9 protein-coding genes are annotated in these 13551 nt (G+C 47.9%); 2 read left to right on the top strand and 7 right to left on the bottom strand.

The window, feature by feature from the left end; all coding sequences use genetic code 11:
* Window positions 1–3: 3 nt before the first annotated feature.
* From ACU37H_RS16910 to ACU37H_RS16885, 6 genes are all read right to left on the bottom strand, one after another.
* Entirely contained in the window at window positions 4–1245 is a 1242-nt protein-coding gene (locus tag ACU37H_RS16910; protein ID WP_472704894.1) for a putative sugar nucleotidyl transferase, read from the bottom strand.
* A 103-nt stretch (window positions 1246–1348) separates the two neighbouring features.
* A complete protein-coding gene (locus ACU37H_RS16905; RefSeq protein WP_472704896.1) occupies window positions 1349–1597 on the bottom strand; it encodes a type B 50S ribosomal protein L31 in 249 nt (82 codons plus the stop codon).
* A 309-nt stretch (window positions 1598–1906) separates the two neighbouring features.
* Window positions 1907–2269 (bottom strand): DUF2200 domain-containing protein, encoded by a 363-nt coding sequence (locus ACU37H_RS16900; protein WP_472704898.1) that lies wholly within the window; start codon window positions 2267–2269, stop codon window positions 1907–1909.
* Between the two features lie 46 nt (window positions 2270–2315).
* Entirely contained in the window at window positions 2316–3416 is a 1101-nt protein-coding gene (locus tag ACU37H_RS16895; RefSeq protein WP_472704900.1) for a glycoside hydrolase family 88/105 protein, read from the bottom strand.
* A 53-nt stretch (window positions 3417–3469) separates the two neighbouring features.
* Complete coding sequence (locus tag ACU37H_RS16890) at window positions 3470–4975, bottom strand: family 43 glycosylhydrolase (protein ID WP_472704902.1); 1506 nt, start codon at window positions 4973–4975, stop codon at window positions 3470–3472.
* A 641-nt stretch (window positions 4976–5616) separates the two neighbouring features.
* Window positions 5617–7098, bottom strand: coding sequence for a family 43 glycosylhydrolase (locus ACU37H_RS16885; RefSeq protein ID WP_472704904.1), 1482 nt, complete (start codon window positions 7096–7098; stop codon window positions 5617–5619).
* 254 nt (window positions 7099–7352) lie between these two features.
* Between ACU37H_RS16885 and ACU37H_RS16880 the strand changes: the two genes are divergently transcribed.
* Together ACU37H_RS16880 and ACU37H_RS16875 are read left to right on the top strand one after the other, a co-directional pair.
* Window positions 7353–10541 (top strand): ligand-binding sensor domain-containing protein, encoded by a 3189-nt coding sequence (locus ACU37H_RS16880; protein ID WP_472704906.1) that lies wholly within the window; start codon window positions 7353–7355, stop codon window positions 10539–10541.
* A 1-nt stretch (window position 10542) separates the two neighbouring features.
* Entirely contained in the window at window positions 10543–11307 is a 765-nt protein-coding gene (locus ACU37H_RS16875; RefSeq protein WP_472704908.1) for a response regulator transcription factor, read from the top strand.
* Between the two features lie 212 nt (window positions 11308–11519).
* Here ACU37H_RS16875 and ACU37H_RS16870 read toward each other — a convergent pair whose 3' ends face one another.
* Complete coding sequence (locus ACU37H_RS16870) at window positions 11520–13541, bottom strand: RagB/SusD family nutrient uptake outer membrane protein (protein WP_472704910.1); 2022 nt, start codon at window positions 13539–13541, stop codon at window positions 11520–11522.
* Window positions 13542–13551: the final 10 nt, after the last annotated feature.

Raw genomic sequence — 13551 nt, 5'->3', positions numbered from 1 at the left:
TTTTTATCGTTTATTATAAAGTTCTGTCAATATATTTTTTTCTGTTTCGGTTAAGCGCTGCCCTTTCAGCTGTTTCCATTCGTGCGCGTCTCTAAGCGCTTTTTCCAGGTCATATTTCTGCGTCCTTTTTCGTCGCTCCACATCCGCACGCATCTGTTCTTCTATATCCTTTACGGTACTGAGGGTCTTCTTTTCCTCCCGTTCAAATCCCCAGCTAAAATTAGGTATGAATTTCGGAGTGAGTCCATTGCCAAAAACGTGTGCGCTAACACCGATTAATGTGCCTGTATTAATAGACGTATTGATAGCCGTCCGGCTAAAGTCACCCATCACTACTCCTCCTTTCTTCCCTGCAACAAACATCGAGTCACCAAGATTGTAAGTCACAGCGCCCACATTATTCTTCATGTTGCTGCAACTCGTACCGGCACCAAAATTACACCATTCTCCAATGATCGAATCTCCCAGGTAGCCATCGTGTCCTTTATTAGAATAACCGAAGAACATGGTGTTCTTCACCTCCCCTCCTATCACGCAATGAGGACCGATCGTGGTAGCGCCATACACCGTCGTCCGCATCTTCAGGGTAGCCCCTTCGCCGACATAGATCGGACCACGCAGGCAAACACCTTCCATCACCAGTGCATTCTTTGCAATAAATATCGGACCATCTGCCGCATTTAATAAAGCATGCCGGACCACGGCCCCTTCTTCGATAAAAATGTTTTCCGGCGCCGTTACTCCATTAGAGCTGTCGATCGCCTGCGCGGTTTTATGAGCCCGCAAAATATCAAAGTCTGAGATCAACTCCTCTTTATTATAGCGGATAATATCCAGAAAAAATTCCAATAACCGGAATGCCGGGGTGGCTATTACCCGGTGGCCGCCGTTTACCTGACCGGCATGAGTGACGCACCGGATCACGGCTTCGCCGTTCTCATTGCCCAGCGCTTGTCCGGGCTGGAGGTGTTGTATCTGACGGACCAGTTCGCCGTCCGGTAATAAATTTCCCGGGATGATATACATCAACACATTGTCCCCTATCTGGTCCGGGCTGGTGGAAGGAAAATGCCGGGAATAGCGCGGATCCGGCAGATCCAGGGAAGGAAGCCCCAGCAGATACTCCCATTTTTCGCGGATAGTCAACGCGCCCACTCTGAAATCTTGAACCTTTCTTGTAAATGCAAAAGGATAGAGCAACTCAGGCTCACATGCATGGGGTGCAAATACAATATACTTCGTCATGGGGCCACTAAGATAAGCATTTGAAAGCAAGCAGTAAGAAGCATCAGCAATAAAAAAACCCCGCGGGGCGGGGTTTTTACAAAGGTTATCCCTTTTGGAATAATTATTTTTTCGCGTATTTCTTTTTGAACTTATCGATACGGCCTGCGGTGTCAACCAGCATGTTTTTACCGGTAAAGAAAGGGTGAGAAGTACTTGAAATCTCCAATTTGATTACCGGGTACTCGTTACCGTCTTCCCATTGGATGGTTTCTTTTGAATTAGCGGTAGATTTTCCTAAAAAGGCATCACCGTTACTCATGTCTTTAAATACGACAAAACGGTAATGTTCTGGATGGATACCTTGTTTCATAACTTTATGATTTTTAAGGTTGTACGGATTTTGCCGTACCGGTGATATAATAATTTTGAGCCGGAAAGATTCCGGAGAGCGGCAAAGGTACAATATTTTTCAGAATTACAGGGCAAAGCCTGAAAGATTCGCAGGACAAACACCTCTAAAGCAGGTTGGAACAGTGTCCCGAATGCCCTAAATTGGCGTCTGACCTGACCCTGTCCGAAAGGTACAGGCGGGCGTCCCGGTCCGACCAGGTACCGGTGATTCGCCATGGACACAACCCGCCGCTGCCTTTTGACCAGCATCCGCCTCAGCTTATACGCGTTATTTTCTCAGGATCTTTTCCATCGCCTTGCCTTTCGCCAGCTCGTCGATCATCTTGTCAAGATACCGCACTTTTTGCACCAGCGGGTCTTCGATCTCTTCCACCCGGTAGCCACAGATCACGCCGGTGATCTTCGACGCATTTTCATTCATCTTTGGCGCCTGGCCAAAGAACGTTTCGAAATTCACTTTGTCGTCAATCTGCCGCTGCAATGATGAAGCATCATAACCCGTCAGCCAAAAGATAATTTCATCCACTTCCTCTTTCGTCCGTCCCTTCTTTTCCGCTTTCTGGATATAATGCGGGTACACGCCGGCAAACGACATGGTATAGATCCTCGAGTTGTTCATCTGCGCTTTCATTTGATCCGCACAAAATTACAATTTTCAACCGGCTCCGCCAGGCCTGCTATTTTTCAAGAAGGGCATTGACACACCACAGATAAGGCGCCTGCCCATGATAGTCACCGGTTACGCGCGGACGATCGTAGTAGTATTGCTGGTCATTTTTTTTATTGGTTCCGACACATACTTCTGCCACCGCACCTTTACCATTCACGTAGCCCACCAGCGCCATCCATGCTTTTCTCGCGGCGGGTGCGTATTCCTTTTCATTCAACCAGCCATGCTTTACACCACTGATAAAAGCGTAGGTAAACATCGCGCTTCCGGAAGTTTCCGCCCAGCAATCAGGATGATCGATCAATTGATTCCACATACCGTTCGCACGCTGGTATTGTTTCAGGCTTTTCATCATCTTCTGATAGCCTTCCATGATCCTGGGCCGGTCCTTGTGATTCTTAGGCAGGTAGCGCAGCAATTCCGTCACACCCGCGGCCATCCAGCCATTGCCGCGGCCCCAATAAAAAGGAACATCAGGCGCGTGGTAAAAAAGACCGTTGGGACGCTGCAGCTCATCCAGGTACAACACCATTTCGCGCGCTGCCCGGTCGAGGTATTTCTGATCGCCGGTAGCCGCATAAGCCTGTGTCTGCACGATCGTGATCATGTACATATCATCGATCCAAAGCCGCGTTTGCCAGCTATACCCCTTATCAGCCCAGGTCTTCTCCTGTGGCTTCGCACCGGTAGGCAGCTCCCACTGGGTATCTGCATAGGACCGCCCCATATCGAGGTAACGCTGATCCTTCGTGATATGATAGAGCGTTAAGGGCAGGCTGCCAAACATATTCAGATCGACATGATTCTTGGGCGGTAACAGCTGCTGCTCTTCGGACACCAGCAGGTCAAACCGTCGCTGCAGGAATTTGGTCAGCATAGCGTCTTTGGTTAACCTTGAATAATTCAGCGCCCCATTCCAATAGAAAGTTTCCGGATAGCTGATCCATTTCCCGGCATGAAGTGCGTGGTTGGCATACACAAACCGATAGGCCACCAGCTTCCCCACTTCTTCCGGCGTATAGCCTTTGGGAAATTGGGTAAGATCAGCCTGTGAAAACGACAACTGAGAAAAGAGAACCAACAAAATAGTACCTATTTTTTTATACATGAGAATGATTTTACAAAAACTGCTTATCCAAACGACTAAACCATCCGGCGACTTTAATTCGGAAGCCTGAAGGCGGAAACCTCTGCCAGTCCGGGCTGCGGCTGGCTGTCATGACCCGATCGGGGAACGAGTTTAAAATACCTGAACTCCCTGCGCTGTGGCAGATCCACATATTGCTTCAGGAGGTCAATATTGTTCAGAGAAAATACGCCGAGGCTTTCCCAGGTCGTACTATCGTTGCTGCTAAAGATCTCCAGCTCTTTTACCTTGCGGTCGCCGGCTTTCTGAGAGATAATAAACCCGTCCACTTTGGCTGCAATACCCATGTCTACACTGATCCAATGGTCGGGGTATTGGGTAGGCTCAGACGAATAACGGGCAATCCAGTAGGTTGATAACTGATCATCGATCAGGCGGATGGCCAAACGGCTGTTATTCGTTTCTTCCGAACTAAACCCGGCAATCGTCCACTGATCTTTAGGATAGATCAACCGTATCGTTTCTCCCGATGGTCTTCTCAAAGGTGTTTCAACGGGAGCAGGTGTTCCAAAATTAGGCGTACCATCTGCGTTCCATGAAAACCTCTGTATACGAGGGTTTCGGCCGTTGTTGCTGCCGCCGTTCGGCTTTGTGCGTGCATGATAAATGATCCAGTCTTCCGTACCGTCGGGCGATTTGAAAAACCCGTTATGTCCCGGTCCGTAAGCGCTGCTTGCTGCATTCATCGAAAAGACAGGCTCCGGAGTTTTCACCCAGTCAGACGGATTCATCGGGTCCCCGTTCTCGCTAAGGGAAAGCAGCCCGAGGCAATAGGTATCGACCCAATAGCCGCTACCCGAGTACACGATAAAGACGCGGCCCTGCGGATTGACCAGCACCTGCGGACCTTCATTGATCGGGTTTCCTGTTTTCTCCCAATTGTATTCCGGTGAGGAAATGATCACTTTTTCACCTGAGATGGTCCACGGGTTACTCATCCTGGCAATGTAAATATGTTGCGGAGGCGCACCTGCATTGCCGCCTGACCACAACATGTATAGCTGGCCATTATGGCGAAAAACCGTTCCGTCGATGGCCCATTGATCCGTGGCATCCGCCACTTTTCCTTTCAATTCCCAGCTCCCCTCAACCGGGTTGGGCGAGGTATTTTCCACCACATACATGCGGTGATTGGCGTTCTGGCCATTGTCGGCAGCAAAATACAAATACCACTTTCCGTCGATTTCATGAAGCTCAGGAGCCCATAAATTTTTTGAGTAGGCCTGTCCTGCCGGTGGCGTCCAGACTTCATATCTTTTGGCAGAAGCGAGTTCTGATACATTGCGGGTTTCCAGAATAACGAGTTTGCTTCCCTGGGTGTAGGTGTAGTAGTAAGTGCCGTTTTTCTCAGTGACCCAGGGATCAGGGCCGCCTGTCAGAATAGGATTGGTGAAAGTGCTGTCAACGATTAACGTGGAAAGGTCTTCGGGTGGCTCTGACCAGCCGGGCGATTTCCGGCAAGCGGTCCACAACAGCGGGAGGAAGAGGAGAAAACTGAGGTTGAGGGTGATCTTTTTCATTCGTAGAGTTTTTAGTTTGCGGCTAAGCCGCTGATTTTTTATATGGAGCGTTTCATTAGCTTGTTTTTTCGGTTCACCTGCCCTTGCCAGAGTGATTAAGGAGCGACTTCGCCGGAAGACCTTTAATGGCTGTATGATCCAATCTTTGTTATCCCGGGCGTCAGTGAGACAATGAGTTCCATGTGCAAACTTGTTTGTAAGACAACTTAAAGTTATACACCCAGCCAGCTGTTACCATCCGCGTATTCCGAACCAACGGTAATCATCACCAGGAAGTAGTCAACACAGAGTTTCCGGCGTAATCTCTCAAACTATATTATTAATGATAGTACCTGCATGGATCAATGGCTACGTTTTTACGGCATCGGCTTTCACACAATCGTTTCGTTCTACGAAGAAAACACATGTGATTAACAAATTCTATTCAAGCTTTTGACGAATCGTGCCAAGTTTGAGGATCGTTGCTGATCACGTATCTCGAAGCAGTTCAATAAAAACGTCGTTCTGACCGAATTTTCTGAAAGGAAAATGAGCGCCCGCTCGTGCCGGAACGGACGGGGAGAAATCTCAGCGGGGAACCATCTCCTTGTATTGAAAGAGACAAGCCTGTCCCACTCGTGTAAAGCAGTACCTGCAGCAGCTTACAGGCTCTTCATGCTGAACTTTTCAAACCAGGCCGATTGAGCCGGAGTGCCTTTCGAAATCATCCCCACCCGTACCGAACGATCCCACGGAGGAAGGAACGATATATCAGCTGCCTCCCGGTTCAGCGTCATAAAACGTTTTCCGTCCGTACTGTAAGCAAAAGATGCCTGCGTGTTATCCATCACCTGCACCTTAAAGACCAGGCTTGCACCAGGTGTTATTTCCTTTTCGGCCAGCACTTTTGTTTCGCCAGCCTTGATTTGTTTGATGCGAATATGATCGCCTTCAACAGTAGCGCATACCACATTTTTATCATCGCCAATCAGGGCCAGACCGGCCTCAGAAGTGTATCCTTTTTTTAAAGTAACTTGTGCACTATAATCTGCCCATCTCACCGACTGTCCCATGTAGGCGCCTGTCAGCGACGGCAAAGCTTTTAATTGCAAAGCATCTCCCGATATCGTGTGCTCCACGTTTTTGAAGACGCTCCAATGCCAGCCATCACCCAGTTGCTTCGCAGAAAAATGGTCCGTGATCGCTTTGGCGTGCCGCACCTTTCCATAACGAGTGCCATTCAAAAATGTTATCCAACCATCCTGTGTGAACCTGAACTCGTTTAACAAACCCTGGCGCCCACCATATGCGCCGCTGGACGTGCTATAACCATGGTATAAAAAGTAGAAACGTCCATCGCGCTGAACGGGCGTTCCATGACCCGGGCAGGTCCATTTGGAATCGCTGGCCAACACAGGGTTCCCGGGATATTTCTCCCAAGGGCCAAGTAATTTTTTTGCCCGCGCGATCCCGGTGCCGTAGTTACAGGTCTTGCCACAACAAGCCGCCGCTGCATAAAACGCATAAAAATATTCGCCGTTCTTAATGATCGAAACGCCTTCTACGAGGTTCTTCTCCCAGGGCGCATCGCCACGAAACAGCTCCTTCTTTTCGCCGATCAGCGCTGTGCGATCTTCTTTCATTTCCTGCGCCCATATAGGTGTCGGCTTTTTCACACTGTTGCCGTCCTCCTTCCAGATCATGTATAACTTCCCGTTTTCATCCCGCATGGGGAAAGCATCAATGGAGCCATACTCCTGGCACATCAAAGGGCCCAGGTCGGTGTAAGGCCCTTCCGGACTGTCTGCAACGGCAGTCGCAATACACAGGTTGCCGCCTCTTTTATGCGCAGTGTAATAGAGATACACTTTTCCGTTATCGTAAGTAATTTCAGGCGCCCACAGGTAATAATCAGCCCAATCGGGCAATTTGTTAAACACATGGCCTGAGGATTTCCAATTCACCAGATCTTCGGATTGGTACAAAGTAAAAGCAGGGAACCAGTTAGATGTGGTACCTGCGGCCCAATATTTTTTGCCGATTTGAACGACCGAAGGATCCGGATGATCACCCGGTAACACCAGTTGCTGGGCTTTACTATGGAGCATCAACCCCATGAAGAGTAAGGATAAAAGCAAGCGCATTGTTATAGTTTTATTCAATTTTAAGTAGTACAGATCAGAATCACATGAACGCAATTGTTATCAGTATTCCATCCATACTTTAAAGAGCGGCTGGAGCAATGATGTTGGGCCAAAATAAATGAATTATCACGACAACCATTGGTCGAACTTTTTCAAAAATGTATCAATTATTGGTACTCATGTCGCGTTTTTGCAAGGTGCTGTTTAAAATGTAGCAAGTGTAAACGTCATTTTCTATATTTGAGTTAGTAAACATGCGTGTCCTCCAGTTTTTGCTCTGCCTGAGCGTTCTATTCCAGCTTGCTATATCGCCCTGCCATGGTCAGTATTATTTTAAACATTACCAGGTGGATGACGGATTGGTGCATAACGCCGTGTCGGCTATCATGCAGGATAGCAAGGGTATGATCTGGATCGGCACACGCGCGGGACTGAACCGTTTTGACGGGTATACTTTTAAGAATTATAAAAACAAGAACAATAAGTTTGGCAGCCTGGGCAATAACATCATTAACAGCATTGCAGAAGACAGGAACGGGATGATCTGGATCGGTACCGGCAAGGGCATTTTTAAATACGATCCGTTCAAAGAAGTTTTTGTTAAACTCGATATTGCGCCGAGTCAGTATACCAGCAATATTATTATCGATGATGAAAATAATCTCTGGTGCCTGGTCAATTTTTCTCTTCGTAAATATGATCAGCGGCGGCATCAATTTGAAGATCTGAAAACACCCGCCTCTTGTATGTCGCTGGATTACAATAAAAATCTATGGTTGGGAACCAATGACGGAACGATCAGCATCTTTGACGCCAAAAAAGGAGCAGCCGTTGGCACGCGAAGGATCATCAACACCAGTGTTCCGGTCAACGCGCGTTCGATCAGCAGAATATACCCGGTTAATAAAGACGAACTTTTGATCGGGTGTTTCAAACAAGGGCTAAAGCGGTATCATATACCAACGGGACAGGTGACGGGCATAGCCTTGCTGCCTGATAAAAATACCGATATCTATGTGCGGGATATTACCCGCGGAACCGGCGATGAATACTGGATCGCCACGGAATCAGGTGTTTACATCCACGATAGGGTGTGCGGGTCCAGCCAACATCTCAGCAAAAGAGCGGGCGATCCTTATGCCCTCTCCGACAACGCAGTTTATGCCGTGTGCAAGGACAACCAGGGCGGCATGTGGTTGGGCACTTTCTTTGGCGGCCTGAATTATTACTCGCAGGAAAATGCCCGGTTTGAGAAATACTACACACAACCCGGCCTTAACTCCATTTCAGGGAATGCAGTCAGGGAAATCTGTGCAGACAATAATAACAACTTGTGGATCGGCACCGAAGATGCGGGACTGAATCAACTGAATTTAAAAACAGGAAAATTCACTCAATTTGCTGCCACAGGAAAAAAGGGTGCGATCTCCTACCCCAACATCCACGGGCTGCTGGCCTGGGATCATCAATTATTTATTGGTCCTTTTCTGCAAGGGTTAGAAATAATGGACATGCGCACCGGACTTATTACCGACCGGTTTAAGCTGATCGGCGGAGACGGCGAACAACCCAGCGACTTTGTTATTTCGGTATATCGTACCAGGGACAACTCCTTATATGTGGGCACCGCTTACCATGGTTCAGGCCTGTTCCTTTTTGATCCGCTCAAAAAGACGTTTCAGCGCATCAAAGAAATTCCTTTCAACTCTTATGTATTCGACATACTGGAAGACTCGAAGGGTAATATATGGACGGGCAGCGTTGTCCAGGGCGCTTACTATTATAATCCTAAAGATGGCAGTCATGGTAACTTCCGGTTTGGTGACACCCTCAACGGCGAAGCAATCAATGAATTCTCCGTGTACGACATCTTTGAAGACAGCGATCAGAATATGTGGTTTGCCACCACCGGCGGCGGATTGATCCGGCTAAGCCCTGACTGGAAAACGATGAGACGGTTTACTACTTCCAATGGATTGCCGACTAACGTATTGTACGGCATTCTGGAAGACGACTCAAAACGTCTTTGGATCAGCTCGCTTAAAGGATTGATATGCCTGGACATGCGCACGGAAAAAACAAAAGTGTATACACGGGCCAACGGCTTGATCACAGACCAGTTCAATTATAACTCAGCTTACAAACATACCAACGGTAAACTTTACTTTGGCTCCGTGAAGGGCATGATCGCATTTGACCCTGCCTCTTTTGATCAGCAACCCTCCAATCCGCCTACTTACATCACCGGCTTTAAAATCGATAACCGCGAAGTAGACCCCAACGACGACAGAAGCCCTCTTTCCCAATCCATTTTGTATACTGATACGATCGTCTTGTCGCATGACCAGAATAATTTCAGTATCGAGTTTGCCACATTAAATTTTTCTTCGCCGGAAGTGACCAGATACCGATACCTGATGAAAGGAATGGACAATGCCTGGACCTACCTGGACATCAATCGCAATGCCTATTTCACGGATCTGTCGCCAGGCAATTATGAATTCATAGTCAAAGCAGAAAGCAATGTAGGAAACTGGGCGGGGAAAGAGCGCCGCCTTTATATCACGATCCTGCCGCCCTTTTGGAAGAGCACAATGGCTTATGTATTGTATGCTTTGCTTGCAACATTGGCACTTTATATATGCATTCGTCTTTATCACCGCTACCAGGAACGGAAGAACCTGAGAAAGCTTCAGCTGTTTGAACATGAAAAAGAGAAAGAAGTGTACCAGGCCAAGATCGAATTTTTTACAAATATTACGCATGAGATCCAAACCCCGCTCACGCTGATCGCAGGGCCTATTGAATGGATGATCAAAAAATCTGACACCCAGCCTGACGTGCGAAAAAGCCTGATGATCGCGGAGAAAAACGCCAATCGCCTGGTAGAGCTAACCAGCCAGTTACTGGATTTCAGGAAGACGGAGGCACATCAATTCAGTCTCAATTTTGTTGAGACCGATATTGTTGCGCTTGTCAGCGACCTGGCCGCTACGTTTCAGCAACAGGCAGCGGCCCAGCAGGTAACATTGAACACCGTCTTACCGCCTAACCACTTTGTGGCTTTTGTAGACCGGGAGGCGCTGATCAAGATCTGCACCAACCTGTTGTCCAACGCCGTCAAATATGCAGCAACGATGGCCACCGTGGATATTAGCCCGGTAGCACCATCAGACACCCTGTTTACGATACGGTTTATCAACGATGGCAAAGGCATCGCGCCGGAGTTTCGCGAAAAAGTGTTTGAGCCATTCTTCAGGCTGCGCGGGAACGATCAACCCGGCACCGGCATTGGCCTGCCGCTGGCCCGCTCACTTACAGAGCTGCACAACGGATCGCTGCAAATCGTGCCAGGTGCGGCAGATTTGACTATTTTTGAACTTCAATTGCCCATACATCAAAAATTTGAATTTCAATTAAGTAGTTGGAAAAAATTAGGTTAATATGGTTGACAGTATTCTGATTATTGATGACAACGAAGACATCCTTGACTTTTTATCCGTGGTATTAGGAGATCAGTACACCCTGCATTTAGCGATCAACGGTGAAGTGGCCCAGCAGATCCTGGACAAAGAGGTAATCCATTTAATTATATCCGACATCATGATGCCGGGCATTGATGGGTTTGAACTGTGCCGCCGGATTAAATCAAATGTGGAATATTGCCATATCCCCATTATTCTGTTGACTTCCAAGAATACGTATAAAGCGCATATCGAAGGGCTGGAAGTAGGCGCAGACGCTTATATCCAGAAACCGTTTTCTTCAGAGCTGCTGCAGGTGCAGATCGCCAACCTGCTGAAGAACCGCCGTAAAATAAAAGATCATTTTGCCAGCTCTCCCTTTGAAGATGTGCGCGTGATGGCACATTCCAAAACGGACGAGGCATTCCTGAAGAAACTGGATGAGTACATTCGCACAAATATCAAGGACCCGAATATCGACATCGACAAACTGGCGGAACATATGTTCATGAGCCGCACTACCTTCTACCGGAAAATCAAATCGCTTTCTTCCCTTTCGCCGAAAGAGCTGGTAGATATTACCCGCCTGAAAAAAGCAGCGAGCCTGATCGCGGAAAACGAGTTCACTTTTTTTGAGATCTCGAAAATGGTGGGCTACAGCTCTCAAAGCCTCTTCACGCGCAACTTTCAGCGATATTTCAAAATGTCCCCCGCGGAATATTTCAACTCTCTGCCCAGAGTATGAGCAGTTAGCAAATTACTGGAGAAGGGTTCGCCACGAGTTCACGAATGATCACTTTTCAAATGCCGGTGTCACTATTGTTTAAAAGACAGCGCGTATAATTGTCTTAACATAGATTCACGACTGTGACTTCGCGGAGCTGCAACCATGTCTGGTATTGCATATAAAAAGGGAAGACTGACCGTCTTCCCTTGCTTATCCTTTCATGATATCTCTTACTGTCCTGCTATCTCCTCATCTGCCACGGCATCTTCCCAATTATCCCACTTGGGTGCATTGGCATTATAACCGTCATATCCGAAGTTCTGAGCCAGCTCTCCTTTATTATTCGCGGTGATCGCTGCATAAGGGATCGGCCAGTAATGGTTTTTCTTATCCATGGTATAATTCGGATTGCTGTTACCGGTCGCGTCGATCTGGATCGGTCCTTTGTTGTACATGCTGTAGTGCACGATCCGCTGGTACCAATAGCTGCCGCCTGTAGGCCCTGTGCCGCTCTGCTTGTCGAAGTTGTCAAGAACATAGGTCTGCCCCCACTCATCAGGCTTACCACTCCGCGCCAGGCATAATGAAACACGCTTCAGCTCTACATTGCGCCATTCCTCCCAATACAATTCTCTCGCACGCTCATTCATGATATCACCTATCGTAACAGCACCCTGGTACAATTGCTTACATCTCGCTCTTCTCCTGATCACATTCAGATCTTCTGCAATGCTCGCATCACCCGGGTTCATGTAGTATTTAGCTTCCGCCCTCAACAAATAGGCTTCCGCCAGCCGGTACAGGTACCAGTCTGCATTACCGCCGTTCGTAGCTCCCCTAAGTCCATCAGAACCTTTAATGTTCGCCTCATTCACAGGATCATCTAAAAACAGTTTATAGTGCGGCACATCAAACCAGCGGCGAATAGTGTCGCTGCAAAGCAGGGCGCCGTTGTCCGGATTGTACAAGGTAAGTGGCTTTCCAAATTCAGTAGATGCTTTGTTGTTCACCTTGTAATCTTCCATACGCACCCAGTTACCTACTTCAGAACTATGACGCAGGTCACCATCATCCATCACGCCATTCACGCTCCACAAACCATCAGTAGCGAAATGCGTAGGCCGGAAAGTAGCAATACCACGGCCAAACGCCCTCATGTAATCATATTGGGGATTGTAATTGGCGGTGTTATCCCGCCTGATGTTTAACAAGGCCTGCTTACCATCTTTTGTTTTTACGCGGGCGTCAAAAACAAAGGGGTAAAGAATGCGCATCGTCAGCATCTGTACGAACGACTCAGCATCTGCACCACGATTGGGCATGCCCATGATCACTTCCTGGTTAGCCGGGATCAGTTTATTTTCCGCACGGTGCAGGTCCCAGATCACGTTACGGGTGATAGGCCAGGTCTGTGGCTCACCGCCATCGTTGAAGGTACCAAAGTTGTCCTGCATCAGTGCGTACCCCGACTGATTGATCAATATATCTGTTTGTTCTTTTGCTTTAGCATACTCACCCAACGCGAGGTAACATTTGGTCAGCAACATGCGGCAAGCGCCTTTGTTGATCATCCCTACCAGCGGCATGTTTTTTTGTTCGGGCACCCATTGTACCGCAAACTCCATGTCCTTTACCAGCATTTGCAGGATCGCGTCGCGCTTGGTGCTCCGATAGTTCTGCTTGGGAACCTCCAATAACTTTGTTACCAGCGGCACATCTCCGAATTCGAACACTAAAGCCATATAGCGAAAGGCGCGGTGAAAATAAGCCCTGCCTTTATAAGCATTCTTGGTAGCCTCATCGAGCGTTTCTACACCATCCACATATTGTATAATGGTATTGGCATACATAATCCCCTTGTAAGTCTCTTCCCATAAATACCAGATACTGTTGGTCCTGTCGAGATTCTGATAAGAAGTCTCACTGGTAGGCGTCAGCATATTGGCGACATCCGCAAGCATGTTGCGCTTGTCCGTAGCGCCCGCTACCATCATCTCAGAAAAAATGTATTCCGTACCCAGGGTGAGCATTTCGTTGTGATCAGTAGCCCAGTACCCTTTCAGGTGGCGGTCGCAAATAGCTACCGCTGACATCAAACCCGCTTCCGTACTGAAGGTCGCGTCAGGCTCATAAAATGACAGCGGCTCGGGTTTCAAAAAATCTTTTGAACAACTGCTGAACAGCAGAGAACTGCCTACTACCAATGCCAGGCACTTGTTTATATGAGTAATCTTTTGCATTATCTGTCGCATATCTTTCAGA

The organism is Niabella sp. ZPM-14, from assembly GCF_055693045.2.
The sequence above is the reverse complement of the archived record's forward strand: the minus strand, read 5'-3'. Positions and strand labels throughout refer to the sequence as shown.